The sequence below is a fragment of the Arthrobacter sp. FW306-2-2C-D06B genome, assembly GCF_021789175.1.
GTDB lineage: Bacteria > Actinomycetota > Actinomycetes > Actinomycetales > Micrococcaceae > Arthrobacter.
In genome coordinates, this window is record NZ_CP084560.1 from 1,892,304 (window position 1) to 1,908,589 (window position 16,286).

A 16,286-nucleotide genomic window follows, 5' to 3' on the forward strand; every position below is an offset into this window, starting at 1 on the left:
GCCGGGACGGCGCCGACAGGCCGGGTAATGACCTCAAAAGAACGCTTCAGGGCGGCGTGATCAACCCATTGCTGCTTGTTTGTGCGTGTGGAAATGGCGCAGCGCGCGTTTGGTGATCGCACGCGGGACCGGATGGGTCTGGGGTGCCGTCCGGGCCGGGTTGTTGCAAAGCGCCAGACAGGCTGCGGACGCGGGGGCGCCGCTGTGTCATGCCTCCGCCCGCGGCAACCTGCCTGCGACCGCGATCAGGAGGTCCCGGACGCCGCGCACGTGGCTGCACGCGGCGGCGCGGGCGGCTTCCGGGTTGCGCTCGCCCAGGGCTTTGCTGATCTCCCCGTGCTCGGTGTCCGAGGTGCGCGTCACGGCAGTCAACTGCATCTCGGGGAGCAACTCGATCAGGGCGTTGAACGCGGCTCCGAGCTCGACCTGGATCTTCGCCTCGGCCTCGGCCAGGCGCGTGGACCCCGACGCGGAGGCGATTGCCATGTGGAACGCGGCATCTAGTTCCCGATACCGGTGGAACTCGACGGTATCGCGCATCTCCGATGCCAGCGCTGCGATGTACTCCAGTTCGCGCGCACCGGCGCGGGCCGCTGCAAGAGCGCTCGCCTCGGACTCGATTGCGGTGCGGAATTCCGTGAAATCAGTGACGATCTCCGGGGCGAAGACGGAGATCGCACGACGGGCCTCGTCCTTGGATGGCGGTGTGGGAGCACGGTCCACGAAAGTCCCTCCGCCCTTGCCCCGCACGGTCTTCACATGACCGGTCTCGCGGAGAATCGACAGGGCCTCTCGCACCACGACCAGAGACACACCCAGCGACTGGGCAAGCTGGCTCTCCGTGGGCAACCGGTCGCCCGGGCGCATGACTCCGAGGCCGATCCCTTCGGCGAGGCTGCGGACAACGTGCTGTGCGAGCGGATCACCGCCGAGCGGGGCGAAGACGACCTGCCGCACGGCGAGTCCCCGCGAGTCCATCTTGACATCCGGCACGGTTCTCTCGCCGCTCATGCGTCCGCTCCTCCACTCGTTTTTCCATCGTTCTCCGACGGATCCGTAGTATGGCCGTGGCCCAGGCAAAGTTCGATCAAGGCCTCGCAGCCGCGGTTGATGTGTGCCGCAGTAACCGCTCGGGCACGGACCGGGTCGCGATCGCGGATGGCCTGCACGAGGGCATCATGGTCCATCATCAGATCCGGGTGAAAGCGGCTCGGTTGCGCGGCCGCGGCCAGCGTGATCCCGCCGGTCTCCATCTCGACCCTGATCTGCTCCCGCCACAATCGGGTCGCTCCCGAGGACGCTGCGATGGCGATGTGGAATTGCGCATCGAGCTGCAGGTACTCGACGAAGGTCTCGGCCGCCCGGATCCGCACCACCTGACGCTCGAGCCCGAGGATTTCGGTCTCCGTGGCGCGTTCTGACGCGAGTGCAGCCGCCTGCACGCTGATCGCCCGACGATAGTCCGAGAGATCACGAAGGAAGCCGGCGTCGATGCTCTCCAGACGCTGCCTCGCAGCTTCCTTCGAGGGTGTCGATATCTGCGCGATGAACGTCCCGCCCGTCCGCCCGCGAACCGTCTCGAGATAACCGGCCCGGCGCATAACGGCCAGCGCCTCTCGAAGCGTCATGGGAGCAATGTCAAGCAGCTCGGCCAGCTCCGGTTCGGCCGGCAACCGCTCACGGCCCTGAAGTAGCCCGATCCCGATCGCCTCGGTCAGCCGGCGGATCGTCTGTTGCACCAGGGATCCGTCCACCACCGGCGTCAGGAACAGCGCACGCAGGTCAAAGGGGGTGTCCGTCGCGAGAATCTTATCCTTTGTCATTAGAACATTGATTTTACTAGACAGCGACGACGTTCAACAGCAACCAGTAAGCAACCGACGGAACGAGTCGGTCGACCGGCAGAGTGAGGTCCAGCGATGGAGTCCAGCGCGAGACACGCTCGGCTTTCCTGCGCGGACGACCGTTGGCGGGCGAATCTGATCGGTACTCGTCTTGCCATCTCACTGAGAAGCCAAGGAACCTAAGGAAGTTTATGAGATAGAGGAAACGACGACGGTGCTCTGCGCCCTGGCTGCACATGACTCCAGGTCCGGAATATGTTCATGCTTCATGAGCTCCAACTCTGGTGGACCATCGCCGAGCATCGCATCCAGCTCGACGGGTGAGTCACCGCTTGAGCTTTTCGGATAAGGCGTGGGCGTGACGCAGCAGCAAGCGTCCAAGAATGGGGCGCCGTTCAGGCGAGAATCGGGACTCTATGCCGGTGATGCTAAGAGCCCAGGCCGGTTGCCCGGCAGCGTCGAAAACGGCGGAGCCCATGCCCCAACTGCCTTGGACCAAGAGCCCGGGATTGGTTGCGTATCCCGCTGAGCGGGTGGCTTCGATCCGCTCTCGGATCCGGTCGGGGGCATGCTCTGGGCCGTAGTGTTCCTTAAGGTCTGCGTGGGCAAGGTAACGTTCGGCGGCGTCCCGCGGCAGGAAGGAGAGGATGACCAAGCCCGCTGATGCGACGCCGAGCGGGAACCGCTTGCCCTCGTAAAGGACGAAGGACCGGATTGGGAAGCTGCCGTCTTGGCGCAGTACGCAGACCGTTTCATCGCCGCGTCGGGCCGATAGGAAGGCGCTCTCTCCGGTCTCCTCGGCGAGGGCGCGGACGTGGTCTCGGGCTATTTCAGTAATGTCGTAGCGCTCGGCGGCCACGGAACCCATGAGGTACAGCTCAGGCCCTAGGTGCCAGCGGGCGGCCTTGGAGTCATGGTCCAGGAATCCCTCGGCCGCCAAGGATGAGAGCAGGCGGTGGGCGGTTGGGCGCGCCAGTCCTGTGGCGCGAGCGACTTCTGTTGTGCCGATACCGCGCGGCATGGCGCCGCTGACAGCTCGAAGAACTTGGCCGATGCGGCCCACGACTTGGGCGCCGGGGAGAGATTCGCTCATGTCTATATTATGGACGCTAATCCTCGCCGTGACCATCATGCGATCAATATTGAGCCCCAGTCTCCATTCCGTTGACCATCCAACTCATAGAAGGCTACGGTTCAGATGGAGGCTCACATAGGCCACATAGTGGACGGACGGAATCAAAATGGCATCAAAACTTTGGGGCAGCGCCGCAGAGGCACTGGCCGGGACCATTCGGGACGGAATGATCCTCGCCGTCGGCGGCTTCGGCCTTAGCGGCATCCCACGGGACCTCATCGAAGGGGTACGCGACAGCGGCGCGCGGAACCTGACAGTCGTGTCCAACAACATGGGCGTCGACGGCAAGGGCCTCGGCCTCTTGCTGGAAAACCAGCAGGTTAGCAAAGTTCTGGCTTCTTACGTCGGGGAGAACAAGCTCTTTGCAGAGCAGTACCTGGCAGGCACGCTCGACGTTGAGTTCGTTCCCCAGGGCACTCTGGCGGAGCGCCTGCGTGCCGGCGGTGCCGGAATCCCCGCGTTCTACACTGCCACCGGCGTTGGTACGCCAATCGCAGAGGGCAAGCCTGAGGCCGAGTTCGATGGTAGGCGCTGCATTCTGGAACGCGGCATCGTCGCCGATGTCGCGTTGGTGCGCGCCCACCAGGCGGACAGCGATGGCAATCTCCGTTACAGGATGACGGCCCGCAACTTTAACCCGCTCGTCGCTACAGCCGGTCGGATGACTATCGCGGAAGCGGAAGAGGTGATCGACGGCTATCTGGACCCCGAAGACGTCGTGACACCGGGCGTCTTCGTCCAGCGAGTGGTGCGCGTAGCCAACCAAACCAAAGACATCGAGCAGCGGACCGTGCGCGTCCGCGCGGAGGTATGAATCATGTGGACTCGTGATGAGATGGCGGCCATCGCCGCCAGTGAACTCGAAGACGGCCAGTATGTGAACCTGGGCATAGGAATACCGACCCTGGTCGCCAACCATTTGCCCGAAGGCGTCCGGGTGACGCTGCAGAGCGAGAACGGACTGCTTGGCATGGGTCCCTTCCCGTACGAAGGTGAAGAGGACGCGGATCTGATCAACGCTGGCAAGCAGACCGTGACGGTGCTGCCGGGTGGTAGCTTCTTCGACTCCGCCGTCTCCTTCGGCATGATCCGTGGCGGACATGTGCAGACCGCCATTCTGGGCGCCCTGCAGGTCTCCGGTGCGGGAGACTTGGCCAACTGGACTATTCCCGGCAAGCTCGTCAAGGGCATGGGCGGTGCTATGGACCTGGTTGCCGGCACACCGCGCGTGATCGTAGTCACCGACCACGTGGCGAAGGACGGTACCCCGAAGATCGTGCCCGAGTGCGACCTTCCGCTCACCGGCGTGGGTGTCGTGGACCGTATTATCAGCGATCGAGCAGTATTCGATGTATTGAACGGGGGCCTGGTCTTGCGCCAGATCGCCCCAGGGCACAGTATCGCGGAACTTCGCGCGCTGACCGGGGCGCCATTCACGGTTGGTCCAGAGCTAGACGCCATAGGGGATCCGGAAATATATCGGCAGTCCAGCCGCCCGCAGACCGCATCACAGGCCGTAGGGGCAGGCGCATGAGCGCGCTGATTGCCGGCTATGCTCGCAGCCCTTTCTGTCGGTTCAACGGACTCTTCGCCTCTATCCCCGCCACAACCCTCGGCTCTCACGCGATCACCGCTGCACTTCGCCGTGCTGGCGTAAATCCGCAAGATGTCCAAAGAGTGATCGCCGGGCACGTCCTGCAGGGCGGAGCCGGCCAAAACCCAGCTCGGCAGTCCGCCGTGGCCGCGGGCATTCCCCTGAGCGCCCCGGCGCTGACGCTGAACGCAGTCTGTCTTTCCGGCATAGAAGCCGTGGTTGCTGCTGCACGCCTGATCGACAGCGGTGAGGCAGACATCGTCGTAGCAGTGGGCCAAGAGTCCATGTCTTTGGCCCCTCACGTCTTCAATGCGAGAGCTGGACAAAAGTACGGAGTCCTTCAAGCAGTAGACACACTGGAGATCGACGGCCTTACTGACGCCTTCGAACGCCGATCGATGGGCATCTCGACCGAAGGCGGCAATACCGACTACGGTCTGGACCGGGCCAGCCAAGATGCATGGGCGGCCTCTTCCCACCAGCGCGCTGAGGCGCACGCCGCCTTCCATGCCCAAGAGATTGCCCCCTACACTATTGCTTCTCGCAGCGGGGACACTGTGGTTACCGGTGACGACGGTGTGCGGAACGGGACGACCATCGAATCACTAGCCGGCCTGCGCCCGGCCTTCAGCAAGGATGGCACCATTACCGCCGGCAACTCCTCGCAGATCACCGACGGGGCCGCGGCATTGGTCCTGGTGAGCCACTCAGCTGCCGAGCGGCTGGGCCTTTCTCCCTTCGCTGTGGTGGAATCCTACGCACTTGTGGCAGGTCCGGACGTGCGGCTGCACGACCAGCCTGCCAACGCGATCCTCGCCGCACTCAAAAACATTAACGCCGGAGTGGAGGAACTGGCCGCCGTCGAGATCAACGAAGCATTCGCCGCAGTCGCTGTTCAATCGGTACGCACGCTTGGGGTTAGCCCGGATATCGTCAATACGCGCGGCGGCGCGATCGCCCTTGGACACCCCATCGGAGCCTCAGGCGCGCGCATTGTCGGAACGTTGGCACGGCAACTCGCCGAGGGGGGACCGGGTCGGCTGGGTGCCGCGGGAATTTGCGGTGGAGGCGGACAAGGCTCCTCGGTCGTTCTCAGGTCGCTCTGAGAGATGAATCCGATGCCCAGTCGGGCTTACGGAGAAAGTCGTAGTGAACTGGTGCGAGCTCACACCAAATGATACTGCCCTGCTTGTCGGCCCCGCGGCTGAGCCGACGGGGCAGAGGTCACCGTCAAGCTCGCCCTGGCGAATGGTTTCCGGCACATTGCCGTCCAAGTGACGGGCCCCTGGTGCTCCGGTGAGGTGATCTACGCCATCGACGGAGTCGGGTACCTTGAAGCCGTAGGTCTCTAGGATCAGCGAGGGGGCGATTTGCTGGGGAACTTGAAGACCGAAGGTCCCGAAGCAATTGTGCTTCGGGACCTTCGTCTTGGCGGTCAGGGGGTTAACGTGCGTTGTATTCCACATCGGTGACGTGGTCCAGCCAGACGGTTTCGGTGTTGTCTTCGACCCCTTCGACAAGGGCGAGGTGGGTCATGAAGTTATCCGGTGTGGCGCCGTGCCAGTGTTCTTCGTTCGGCGGGCAGTAGACAATCTCGCCGGGGTGGATCTCGTAGATTTTTCCGCCGCGCGACTGGACCAGGCCGATTCCATCCTCAACGAGGAGGGTCTGTCCGACTTTGTGGGAGTGCCAGGCAGTGCGGGCTCCCGGTGTGAAACGGACACGCGAGCCGTAGAACCGGGACGGTTCTGGCTTCCGGGAGATGATGGCGTCAATGTATACGTCGCCGGTGAATTTTTCAGACGGCCCCTTGGCGGTGGGTTTTCTGAGTTCGATTTCCAATTGTCTGTCCTTCTAGATTGGCGGGTCGGAATCGATCGGTCGGCGCGCAATTTGTGACTGGGCGAGGGGTGTGATTGTGTGGCGCGGCACCCCTCGCCCCGGTGGCGCTGTTATTCGGGGATCACGAAGCCGTGCGAGGCGAGGTTGAGCGAGTCGGGGTCGGGGCCGCCGCGCACACCGGTGTCGAGGGCGTCGATTTCCGCAATCTCCCCGGTGGTCAGGGCGAAGTCGAACACGTCGAAGTTCTCTGCGATGCGGTGGGCCTTGACGGACTTCGGGATCGCGGAGAATCCGTGCTCGAGGTGCCAGCGCAGGATGACCTGTGCCGGGGTCTTGGAGTACTTGTCTGCGATAGCGGTGATCACGGAATCCTCGAGGGGGTTCTTTTTGAAATCGCGATAAACGTACGCCCCGCCGATCGGCGACCAGCACTGGGTCAGGATGCCGTGACGGTCGTTGGCTGCCCTCCACTGCGGCTGCGTGTAGTAGGGGTGGACCTGGATCTGGTTCACGGCAGGCACCACGCCGGTGCGGGAGATCAGCTCGTCCAACTCCGCGGGTGTCTGGTTGGAGACGCCGATCGCGCGCACCCGTCCGTCGGTCAGGAGCGTCTCGATCGCCTGGTACGCGGCAATGGTCTTCCCGAAGTCGGATGCAAGAGGCTGGTGCAGCAGCAGCAGGTCGACCTGGTCGACGCCGAGCTTGCGCACGCTCTTCTCGAAGCCGTGAAGCGCCTCGTCATAGCCGTAGTCGCTCATCCATAGCTTGGTTTCGACGAAGATCTCGGAGCGGTCGATGCCGGACCGGCGGATGCCCTCGCCGACCTCGCGTTCATTGAAGTACGCCGCGGCGGTATCGATCAGCCGGTAGCCGGTCTGCAGCGCGGTCACGACCGCGCCGGTGGTCTCTTCGGGCGCGGACTGGAAGACGCCCAGGCCCAGGGCGGGCATCTTCACGCCGTTGTTCAGGGTGACGTGTGTTTGAGTCATGATGTGGTTCCTTTGGTTCGTGGCTGCTATTCGCCGAAAACCCGCTTGGCGACGTTCATCGCGGACACGGCTTTGGGCCAACCGGCGTAGAACGCCATGTGGATGATGACCTCTTTGAGTTCCGTCTCGCTCAGCCCGTTCGTGATGCCGTAGGGCAGGTGCCATCCGAGCTGCTCGCTGTTGCCGCCGGCGATCAACCCGGCCACGGTGATCAGGCTGCGGTCCCGGGGGCTCAGTTCGGGACGCTCCCAGATGTCTGCGAAGAGGAGGTCGTCGGTGAGCGAAACGAGCTTCGGGGCGAATTCACCGAACAGTTTCTGCATGTCGGTCTGGTCGTTCGTGCTGTCAGTCATTGAAATGTCCTTTGTGTCAGATTTTTAAGTGTTCTATCGCCAGGCGGGCAGAGGCTGTCAGTCGTCGTAGGCGAGTGAGGTGGAGAGGTCCCGATGGGCATCGATCTGCTCGAGTAGGTCGTGGGCTTTCTGCTCGATCGCAGCGACGGCATCGGCTCCGGCGACCCAGCGCAGCGGCGGCCGGTCCTGGCCGGCAATTGTCACGAGACCAGAGGCGAGCTTGGCCGGGTCTCCGGCCTGCTGGCCATTCATGCGCCGCCATTCCGGCAAGGCCGCAGCCGTGCGGTGGGCATAATCATCAATCGACAGTTCGGGCCACACGGTAGAGGCCTCTTCGACCAGCAGCTCTGTTCGGAAGAAGCCCGGCTCGACGATGGTGGTGCGGATTCCGTAAGGCTCCACGTCGTAGCGCAGCGACTCCATCCAGCCTTCGAGGCCGAATTTGCTCGTGGCATATGCCGCGATGAACTCCAAGCCGACCACCCCAGCGAGGGAGGAGATCGTGATGACGTGCCCGGAGCGCTGTTTCCGCATAGCGGGCAGGACCGCCCGTGTGACGTTCATTGGACCGAAAAGGTTCGTCTCGAGCTGGGCTCGGATCTGGGCTGGGCTGGTCTCTTCGAAGAATCCGGCATAGAAGTTGGCCGCATTGTTGACCAGCACGTCAATCCGCCCGAACCGGTCGATCGCTGCGGCAGTGGCGTCTTGGGCGTCTTGGGGTTTCGTCAGGTCCAGGGGAAGGATCAACAGGTCCTCGGACTCCCCGAGTGCCTTGGTAACAGTTTCGGTGCGTCGGCCGGTTGCGACGACCTGATGACCGGCGGCGAGGGCTGCCTTCGCGATGTTGATGCCCATGCCGCGGCCGGCTCCCGTGACGAACCATACTTTTTTCTTAGTCATAGTGTTCCTTTGTTGAGGGTGAATTTGTTGGCTCCTCGCTCTGGTGGGCTGCGCCGTCCAGCCAACGCAACGCCTGCCAACCAGAGCGCGACCCGAAGCACGACGAACTGCAGCGCGGGCTTCTCAGTTCGGGAGGACATATGGGTAAAAACCTTCACCTGAGGCCGGGAGTGAGATGGGCGGTTGGATTGTCGTCCTTATCTACAAGACCACGGATCGAACTACGCGAAACAGACACAGCGAAGCCGTGTACTGGCAGGGCATGGCTACCGGCCACTGCCCGTCGTATGACGTTGACGTCGTGAATGCTTGAAACGATCCCCGGAATTCCTGATCTCCTGTGGGCCACTCGACCTAAGTCCGACTGGGTCGGCTATTAGTCGTGTGGCCGGCGCCTGGGCGTCCGGCCTCGCGCAGGCCCGACGAGAAAGCGCTTCGGTTCCTATTCGAAAGATGTGGGACCCGTGAGGTGGACTTCCTCTAGATCGAGTGCTTGTTGGATGGCTCTGAGAACGATGTCGTCGATTTCTCCGGTGTCGCGGAGCTGCAGTATTGTCGCGCGTTTTGAATTGAGAAGGGCGAGCCGGAGCGCGGTTGCCTGCTCATGCTTTTCCAAGGTGATTCCGCCGTCGGGTTCGGTTGCATCGGCTTTGGCGATCCGGAGGCGGGTTTCATATTCGAGTCGGACGCGGTCTGTTACGTAGGCGTCTGCGCCTAGCCCTGCGGCGAGAACGGGCAGCACCTCAAGTGCGGTCTCTAGCGAGCGTGTTTCGGCAAGGCTACGTTCCTGCTCGACGGATTCGTCGGGGGGAAGATTGGCCCAGCGCACGACGGCAGGAAGGAGCAGCCCGGGTAGTACCAGCGTGATGACAATAACCCCGGCGGTGACAAAGATGATCATGTCTCTGTCGGCCAAGGGGTCTCCGGATGCGACGGTTTCAGGGACAGCGAGGGCGGCAGCAAGTGAGACCGCTCCCCGAAATCCTGAGAGCCCGCTGATGACCCTTTCACGGTGGCTGACACGGCGAAGTTTTTGCTCGGGTCTTCGGTCGAATAGTCGGATTGCATATGTCACGATGAACAGGAATGCAAAGCGCACTCCGCTGACGATCACGGAGACGATGCCCACGGCGGCGAGTCCAATCCACAAATCGGGCCCGGCAAGCCCGCGAACCGCCGACGGCAATTCTAGGCCGACCAAAACGAACAGCGAGGCGTTCAAAAGGAATGTCGATAAAGTCCAGAACGCCTCCGTTTGTTGTCGTCCCTCTGCCCGCCCGACGCGAGGCCCAAGACGGCTGACTACGAGTCCGGCCACTACGACAGCTAAGACACCGGAAGCATGGATGAGTTCCGCCACTAGAAAAGCAGCCAAAGGGGTCAGGATTTGTGCGATGTTTTGCAGTAGCGCGTCGTTCAAATGCCTTATGACGAAGACGGCGAAGCAGGCGATGAGCGCGCCGGTGGCGGCCCCGCCCACGTAAGACAGTAGGAAGGACCACGTGATGTACGCAGCGTCCACTTTGACCTCACCGACGGTAACTGCAACAGCGATCGAATAAAGAACCAGGGCAGTTCCATCGTTAATCAGGCTCTCGGCCCGCAGAAGGGTTACGTTGCGCCGCGGCAGGGATCGCGTGAGCGTTCCAACTGCGGTCGCGTCGGTAGGCGCGACCGCAGCTCCCAGAATCCAAGCCGGCCCCCAGGGGAGCCCAAGTAGATGCGCTGCGGCCGCCACGGCTCCCGCGGTAGCGGCGACGAGCAAGGTGCTCATGAGGAGGATGCCACGCAGATTTGACCGAATTTCGCGGAGCGACGTTGTGAGGCTCTCCCAATACAGCAACGCGGGAAGGAACAGGAGCAGTACGGTTTCCGGAGGGAGGTGAACGTCGCGAAGCGCTGGGAAGAGGGCCAGCAGAGCGCCGCCGACAAGGAAAAGCACAGGAGGTGCGACCCCGAGACGACGTGCCACGACCGTACAGAGGAGGACGGCTGCCGTGAGGATCACCATGACTTCGAGCGCCAACATATCAATCCCTCTCAAAGAGTTTGCGGCCTCTAGGCGAGTCAACCATGTGCAGCCGCCCGGGAAAAGACATGCACCGGCGCCAGCGTACTTTGTGCCTTCAAGGCGTGCCGAGTGCACGCTTTGCGCTAGCACGCGGCCGGGGCGTAAAGACGATCCTGAAGACTATGCCTGCATAAAGCCACTCCGGCGATTTACAAGCCAAATCGTGAGTGCAATCAGGATCAGGGCAATTCCTCCAAGCGTCAGTGCGGTCCATCCGCCGAGTCCCCATAGAAGGCCGGCAAGGGCCGATCCGACAGCGCCGCCGATGAAGTTGCTCGTCACGAATGCCGTATTCAGTCGGCTCCGGGCGGCTGGATCAATGGAGAGTAGGCGCGTTTGGTTGAGCACGTTGACCGCCTGGATCGCCACGTCCAGCAGCAGGACGCCCAGAAGCACTGTGATTATGTTCGTCGAGCCCATCGAGGCGATTGCCAGTGAAACGAGTGCGAGGCCGAGGGCTGCTCCGGTCGCCGCAACGGAATGTCCACGGTCATGCAGCCGTCCTGCCCGTTGCGCGGCGAGTGCGCCGGCGAGGCCCACTAGGCCGACGAGACCGATCTGAGTGACGGAATATGAGAAGGCCGGAGAACTCAGCAGGAAAGTGAGACCGGTCCAGAACATGGTGAATACCGAGAATGCCGTGGCGCCGATTAGCAGAGTTACCCTTACGGGTCGATGGGCGAGGACTGTAGAGAAGACGGAAGACAGCAACCGGCTGTAAGGTACAGCTGCGCGGCGCGGTGTCGCCGGGAGGACGACCGCGAGGACGAAGGCGAGGACAAGGATCAGCGCGGCTGCGGCAAAGTAGATCGCGCGCCATCCGAAGGCGTTCGCTACAAGTCCGCTGATGGTACGGGATAGAAGAATGCCCGTAAGCAGTCCGGAGGCGATTGTCCCGACGACTCGGCCGCGTTCGTCATCGCGGGCGAGGTCGCTGGCGAGAGGTGTGAGCAGCTGAGCTCCGACGGTCGTCAGGCCCACGAGAGAAAGTGCTATGAGTAGGCCGGCGAAATTCGATGCGAGGGCGCTTCCGGCCAGGGCAAGAGCGGATCCGACCATGATCGAGGGAATCAGGCGGCGCCGGTTGAGCGTGTCGCCAAGCGGGACGATGAGGAAGATTCCGACGGCGTACCCGACCTGTGTCAGTGTGACGAGCAATCCGGCTGAGGTCGCTGGGACATCGAGTGAGTCGGCAATTTCTTTTAGAAGAGGCTGGGCCCAGTAGAGGTTGCCGACGGCGGCGCCTCCGGCAACCGCGAAGAGGAGTGTGAGCTTGCGGGTCATGCGCGTGGACTGGACGTTCGTTACTGAAGAGTTCGCCAAAGTGGCTCCTTTCGTACTGCTATTGGGTTGGCACGCAGCCCGGCGTCATGGTCCGGGCAATTTTTATGCGTCGCGACCGGAGAAGGAACGGCTGAAATCCTGCCCGGACAGGACTAGGTTTCGGGCGCTGAGGAGCCGGTCATGCTCGTAGGTGAGGAGAGCCTCGACGGCGACGGATCCGTCTGGGTCGGCGCCAACAGCTGCGGCGAGTGCTTCGGCGTCGTGCAGCGACGCACTGAATCCGCTCCCGGTCATAGGGGTGGGGACATGAGCCGCGTCGCCTACAAGTGCAACGCGTCCTTTGACGAGCCTGTCCGGGACGTATTCGGCGATCGGGGTGCCGATAACGGCCCGCCGGTCGATGCAATCGATGATGGCGTCGCGCCATGGCGCAGGGAATTTCTGACGTGCTTCGCGAGCCAGCTCCTGGAACGTTGCTTCGGGAATGTCGGCCGGCATGAGTGAATGACGAACGACGGAGTCAACCACGCTTCCCGTTTTTCGGAGGAGGCCGTTTCTGCTTGCGTCGTACCAAGCCCATCCGAGTCGGCGCGATCCCTGCGCCTTGGAACCGTCGGTCCCTGGAAGGGGATAGCCCAGGAGGTGGTCGTCGCGGCCGCCTAGGAATTCTACGTCTCGCGGCCAGCGGTGATGGGCCTCTATTGCGTACTCGTCAGCGATGCCGATCCATATGACGTAGCCCGCGAAAGCAGCGTTCGGCCTTTCTGGAGCGACGTGGCGCCGAACGACACTGCGGTGACCGTCTGCGCCGATCACGATATCACCGCGTACGATCCCACGGTCGGCGGTGACTGCCCAAGCTGAGCTGGCATCCTGGTCGACACTGCGTACCGTGGTGTGCGGGTGCAGCTGGATGCCGGGGTCGGCCTCGACAGCCATACGCAGAGCGCCATGAACGGCGAACCAGGTCTGCACCCCCGGAGCGAGCGGACGCGGTGCCTGCAGGTCCCCCTGTCCAGTGATGCGCTCTAGCAGACCTTCGCCGACATGTATGGCGGCTCCGGTCCTGCCGGTGTCGTTAGAGCGCTCGAGCATGGTGACGTCGACGCCGGCACGGGAGAGAGTCAGAGCCGCCATCAGTCCCGATAGGGACGCCCCGACAATGACGGCCGACCGTTGCGGTGCGGACCGGTCAGTGAAATGGTTGTCGTGGCGCGCTTGGGTGGGCACGGTGCTCTCCAATCTTGTTTTCATGCGGTCGTTTGTGACGGCGCCAGTCTGGCCGCGCGTTGCTGCTGGTGTTTTCCTAGGCGGTTCCGGCGTAGACCTGTGTCATGCCGCCGTCGACGGCGAGGTCGATTCCGGTGATGTAGCTACTGGAGTCGGAGGCAAGGAAGACGACCGCGTCGCCGATGTCTTCGGCGGTCCCAACGCGGCCGGCCGGGACCTCAGGAGTAACCCGGTCGATGTACTCCTGTACCTGGGTTTCGGTCATGCCCAGCTCGGTCGTGTAGGCCTCGGTGGGCACAACCCCCGGGCTGACGCCGTTGACGCGGATACGGCGGTTCTTTAGATCCGTTGTCCAGCTCTTGGCGAAGGACCGTACGGCGGCCTTCGTCGCGGCGTAGATGCTGAAGTCTGCGAGCCCCATGTCGGCGGTGATTGAGGTGTTGATGATGATGGAGCTTCCGTCGTGCAGTACCGGCAGCATGGTCTGAACGGTGAACAGGACGCCCTTGACGTTGACTCCGAATTGGCGGTCGAAGTCTTCCGCGGTGATCTGTTCAAGGGGGATCGGGTGGCCCCCTCCGGCGTTGGCGAAGATGATGTCGAGCCCGCCGTGCTCTCGGCGGATTAGGTCCGCGAGTTGCTCCATGTCTGCCTTGATCGTGACGTCTGCCCGGACCGCTCGGGCACGATCGCCAATGTCGCCGGCAACTTTCTCGAGAGGTTCGAGGTTCCGGCCCGTGACGTACACGAACGCGCCTTCCTCGGCGAGACGGCGCGCCGTTCCGCGGCCGATTCCCGTGCCTGCACCCGTGACGAGTGCGATTTTGCCTTCCAGCTGCATGGTGTGTCCCTTCATGGTCTGTTCGTTGTGTAATTCAGAAAAGCGTGGTGCCGGTCAGTTCGGCGAGTTTGTCGGTGAGTCTGTCTTGGAAGCCGATGTCGGTGACTTCCGGGGCTGGTTTCTGTTGCCGGCGGTGGTGCCAGTACTGACCGGAGACCAGGGCGGCGGGTTCGTCGCTGACAGCGAGCCAGGCCTGGGTATCCTGGCCCATGGCAAGGTCGTCTGGGGCACCGGTGCCGCCCATCTTGGTTGGCACCCAGCCAGGGTCCACTGAGTTGCTGAAAACGTCTGGCCAGCGGCGGGCGACTGACGCAGAGAGCGCGGAAACATGGAGCTTACTCTCGGAGTAGGCACCGCTGGCATTCCAGTGCCGTTGGGTCCAGTCGATGTCCTGGAGATCAGCGCTGGCTCCGAGGTGCATTCCGCTGCTGATGTAGATCAGGCGGCTCGGCCGTTCGATCAGCGCGGTGAGCAGGTAGGGGGCGAGCACGTTGACGGCAAGGGTGCGGGAGTGTCCTTCCGGCGTCGGGATGCGCCCCGAGGAAAGGTAGACGCCAGCATTGTGGATAATGGCGTCCATTCGTCCGTGGGCGTTGACTTGCTCGGCCAAGTCCCGGGTTTCGACGGCGTTGCTGAGGTCGCCGACAACGATGCCGGCCGCTTGCGGTGCGAGTACAGCGAGGGCGGCCGCGCGTTCTGTGGAGCGGGCGTGCAGAAGGACGTCGTGGCCTTCGCTCAAAAGCGTTCGGGCGCTGGCGAGGCCGAGTCCGTCGGTCGAGCCGGTAATGAAAATGCGGGCCATACGGATGGTCCTTCTCTTGATTCGGGGGGTGGTGCCAGGGCGGGGCGGTCAAACGGCCCCGCCCTGGCCGTCAATCAGGACCTGGGAGGCCTCGGGGTCTGACAGGTCGTGTTCAGACGAGAAGGTCGCGCTCAAGCGTCGTCATGTCGGCTGTGTGCTCGACCGCGCCGGATACGGGGTTCCGGGTGGCGCGAATGAGGGCGAGGACGATCAGGGGGATAAGTCCCAGGATTGCCATCGCTGCACCGACCACTGACGGGCCGGTGGTGCCGAGTGCCGAGTCGAGTGCCACGCCGGCGAGCCAGGTAGCGGCGGCGATGCCCACGTTGAACGCCGAGACGGTGAGCGCTGCGGCGAGCGAGGGGCCGGCGTGTCCGAAGCGGACGGCCAGCGGGGTCGCGATCGCGGTGACGCCCATGCCTGTGAAGCCGAGGAGGACGACAAGCACGATGGTCGGCACGACGAAGGTGGAGAGCGGAATCAGCAGGAGGATCACCAGTGCCGAGCCGGCCGCGATGGCGAAGTAGGTGGCCAGTGGCTTGCGGTCGCCGGTGCGTCCGGCGACGACGGTGCCGAGGAGGGAGCCGATCCCGAAGCCGACTAGCAGCAGCGGCACAGCTGCTTCGGAGATGCCGGTGCGTTCGGTGAGGAGCGGGGAGATATAACTGTACGCGGCGAGGAACCCGCCCGAGACCAGTGCGGTGGCCGCGAGTACCAGCCACAGCTTGCCCTGGCGCAGCACGCCGAGCTGGGACCGGATGGAGACGGCTTCCTGGTGCTTTTCGGCGGGGGCGAGCCGGCCGATGACTACTGCTGCAATGACCGCCAGTAGCGCGAGTGCCCAGAAGATGCCGCGCCAGCCGATGGCCTGACCGATGAAGGAGCCCAGCGGCACGCCGGCCACGATGGCCAGGCCCATGCCACTCATCATTGCCCCCATGGCGCGGGAGGCGTTTTCGGGCCCGGCGGCCGACGTAGCGACGACGGCGGCGACTGACAGGTAGGCCCCGGTCGCCACGGCCGTGATTACTCGGGCAATAAGCACGATCTCGAAGGCCGGGCTCACTGCGGCAATGATGTGGCCGAACGCGAAAAGAATCAGGGAGAGCACGAGAGTCAGGCGTTTGGGTAGCCGCATGGTGGCCACCGAAATGGTGGGGGCACCGACGATCATTCCGATCGCGAATGCAGTGATCAATAGGCCTGCCTGGGAGACGCCGACACCGAGATCCGATGCCATATCGGGTAGGAGGCCTGCTATGACGAACTCCGTGGTGCTCATCAGGAAGGTACCGATCGCCAGAAGCAGCACAATGAGCGGCAACTTGGCTTTCTTTGGGGTGGAAGGCATGTGGGTGAACCTTTGGTTGATTGAAGGTGGGGCCGGCGGTTGATCGCCGT

16 protein-coding genes are annotated in these 16,286 nt (G+C 63.2%); 3 read left to right on the top strand and 13 right to left on the bottom strand.

The features are described from left to right. Positions 1–207: 207 nt before the first annotated feature. The 3 genes from LFT47_RS08875 to LFT47_RS08885 all read right to left on the bottom strand — a co-directional run bounded on the left by LFT47_RS08875 (position 208) and on the right by LFT47_RS08885 (position 2,937). Positions 208–1,011, bottom strand: coding sequence for a FadR/GntR family transcriptional regulator (locus LFT47_RS08875; RefSeq protein WP_236817288.1), 804 nt, complete (start codon positions 1,009–1,011; stop codon positions 208–210). Then, complete coding sequence (locus tag LFT47_RS08880) at positions 1,008–1,823, bottom strand: FadR/GntR family transcriptional regulator (protein ID WP_236817290.1); 816 nt, start codon at positions 1,821–1,823, stop codon at positions 1,008–1,010. The genes LFT47_RS08875 and LFT47_RS08880 overlap by 4 nt, the downstream gene beginning before the upstream one ends. A 346-nt stretch (positions 1,824–2,169) precedes the next feature. Further along, positions 2,170–2,937, bottom strand: coding sequence for an IclR family transcriptional regulator (locus LFT47_RS08885; protein ID WP_236817291.1), 768 nt, complete (start codon positions 2,935–2,937; stop codon positions 2,170–2,172). A gap of 148 nt (positions 2,938–3,085) precedes the next feature. Here LFT47_RS08885 and LFT47_RS08890 point away from each other — a divergent pair, with 148 nt between their 5' ends. The 3 genes from LFT47_RS08890 to LFT47_RS08900 are packed head-to-tail and all read left to right on the top strand — an operon-like array spanning position 3,086 to position 5,679. Then, positions 3,086–3,793: a CoA transferase subunit A gene (locus tag LFT47_RS08890; protein ID WP_236817293.1), complete on the top strand. Its 708-nt coding sequence runs from the start codon at positions 3,086–3,088 to the stop codon at positions 3,791–3,793. Continuing rightward, on the top strand, positions 3,794–4,513 hold the full coding sequence (locus tag LFT47_RS08895) for a CoA transferase subunit B (protein ID WP_272909626.1): 720 nt from the start codon (positions 3,794–3,796) through the stop codon (positions 4,511–4,513). Beyond that, positions 4,510–5,679 (top strand): acetyl-CoA C-acyltransferase, encoded by a 1,170-nt coding sequence (locus LFT47_RS08900; RefSeq protein WP_236817297.1) that lies wholly within the window; start codon positions 4,510–4,512, stop codon positions 5,677–5,679. Before LFT47_RS08895 ends, LFT47_RS08900 begins: the two co-directional genes overlap by 4 nt. 337 nt (positions 5,680–6,016) lie before the next feature. On the opposite strand, the gene LFT47_RS08905 is transcribed toward LFT47_RS08900, so the two are convergent. The 10 genes from LFT47_RS08905 to LFT47_RS08950 form a co-directional block, all read right to left on the bottom strand. Continuing rightward, positions 6,017–6,415 (bottom strand): (R)-mandelonitrile lyase, encoded by a 399-nt coding sequence (locus tag LFT47_RS08905; protein ID WP_236817305.1) that lies wholly within the window; start codon positions 6,413–6,415, stop codon positions 6,017–6,019. Between the two features lie 110 nt (positions 6,416–6,525). Continuing rightward, positions 6,526–7,404, bottom strand: a complete 879-nt coding sequence (locus LFT47_RS08910) for an aldo/keto reductase (RefSeq protein WP_236817312.1) — start codon at positions 7,402–7,404, stop codon at positions 6,526–6,528. 26 nt (positions 7,405–7,430) lie between these two features. Then, complete coding sequence (locus tag LFT47_RS08915) at positions 7,431–7,757, bottom strand: carboxymuconolactone decarboxylase family protein (protein ID WP_236817314.1); 327 nt, start codon at positions 7,755–7,757, stop codon at positions 7,431–7,433. A 57-nt stretch (positions 7,758–7,814) separates the two neighbouring features. Further along, positions 7,815–8,657 (bottom strand): SDR family oxidoreductase, encoded by an 843-nt coding sequence (locus tag LFT47_RS08920; protein WP_236817316.1) that lies wholly within the window; start codon positions 8,655–8,657, stop codon positions 7,815–7,817. 442 nt (positions 8,658–9,099) lie between these two features. Beyond that, positions 9,100–10,686, bottom strand: coding sequence for a Na+/H+ antiporter (locus tag LFT47_RS08925; RefSeq protein ID WP_236817318.1), 1,587 nt, complete (start codon positions 10,684–10,686; stop codon positions 9,100–9,102). 162 nt (positions 10,687–10,848) lie between these two features. Further along, complete coding sequence (locus LFT47_RS08930) at positions 10,849–12,051, bottom strand: MFS transporter (RefSeq protein WP_236817320.1); 1,203 nt, start codon at positions 12,049–12,051, stop codon at positions 10,849–10,851. 63 nt (positions 12,052–12,114) lie between these two features. After that, positions 12,115–13,266, bottom strand: a complete 1,152-nt coding sequence (locus LFT47_RS08935; RefSeq protein WP_236817328.1) for an FAD-dependent monooxygenase — start codon at positions 13,264–13,266, stop codon at positions 12,115–12,117. Between the two features lie 52 nt (positions 13,267–13,318). Beyond that, complete coding sequence (locus LFT47_RS08940; RefSeq protein ID WP_236817334.1) at positions 13,319–14,098, bottom strand: SDR family NAD(P)-dependent oxidoreductase; 780 nt, start codon at positions 14,096–14,098, stop codon at positions 13,319–13,321. A 19-nt stretch (positions 14,099–14,117) separates the two neighbouring features. Next, positions 14,118–14,885, bottom strand: a complete 768-nt coding sequence (locus tag LFT47_RS08945; protein ID WP_236817343.1) for an SDR family NAD(P)-dependent oxidoreductase — start codon at positions 14,883–14,885, stop codon at positions 14,118–14,120. A 112-nt stretch (positions 14,886–14,997) separates the two neighbouring features. Next, a complete protein-coding gene (locus LFT47_RS08950) occupies positions 14,998–16,236 on the bottom strand; it encodes an MFS transporter (protein WP_236817349.1) in 1,239 nt (412 codons plus the stop codon). Between the last annotated feature and the right edge of the window lie 50 nt (positions 16,237–16,286).

What these genes read in the sequence shown, in the direction of transcription:
- LFT47_RS08875 (WP_236817288.1), bottom strand. Translation starts at nt 1,011, where the DNA reads ATGAGCGGCGAGAGAACCGTGCCGGATGTCAAGATGGACTCGCGGGGA.
- LFT47_RS08880 (WP_236817290.1), bottom strand. Translation starts at nt 1,823, where the DNA reads ATGACAAAGGATAAGATTCTCGCGACGGACACCCCCTTTGACCTGCGT.
- LFT47_RS08885 (WP_236817291.1), bottom strand. Translation starts at nt 2,937, where the DNA reads ATGAGCGAATCTCTCCCCGGCGCCCAAGTCGTGGGCCGCATCGGCCAA.
- LFT47_RS08890 (WP_236817293.1), top strand. Translation starts at nt 3,086, where the DNA reads ATGGCATCAAAACTTTGGGGCAGCGCCGCAGAGGCACTGGCCGGGACC.
- LFT47_RS08900 (WP_236817297.1), top strand. Translation starts at nt 4,510, where the DNA reads ATGAGCGCGCTGATTGCCGGCTATGCTCGCAGCCCTTTCTGTCGGTTC.
- LFT47_RS08910 (WP_236817312.1), bottom strand. Translation starts at nt 7,404, where the DNA reads ATGACTCAAACACACGTCACCCTGAACAACGGCGTGAAGATGCCCGCC.
- LFT47_RS08915 (WP_236817314.1), bottom strand. Translation starts at nt 7,757, where the DNA reads ATGACTGACAGCACGAACGACCAGACCGACATGCAGAAACTGTTCGGT.
- LFT47_RS08920 (WP_236817316.1), bottom strand. Translation starts at nt 8,657, where the DNA reads ATGACTAAGAAAAAAGTATGGTTCGTCACGGGAGCCGGCCGCGGCATG.
- LFT47_RS08925 (WP_236817318.1), bottom strand. Translation starts at nt 10,686, where the DNA reads ATGTTGGCGCTCGAAGTCATGGTGATCCTCACGGCAGCCGTCCTCCTC.
- LFT47_RS08935 (WP_236817328.1), bottom strand. Translation starts at nt 13,266, where the DNA reads ATGAAAACAAGATTGGAGAGCACCGTGCCCACCCAAGCGCGCCACGAC.
- LFT47_RS08940 (WP_236817334.1), bottom strand. Translation starts at nt 14,098, where the DNA reads ATGAAGGGACACACCATGCAGCTGGAAGGCAAAATCGCACTCGTCACG.
- LFT47_RS08945 (WP_236817343.1), bottom strand. Translation starts at nt 14,885, where the DNA reads ATGGCCCGCATTTTCATTACCGGCTCGACCGACGGACTCGGCCTCGCC.
- LFT47_RS08950 (WP_236817349.1), bottom strand. Translation starts at nt 16,236, where the DNA reads ATGCCTTCCACCCCAAAGAAAGCCAAGTTGCCGCTCATTGTGCTGCTT.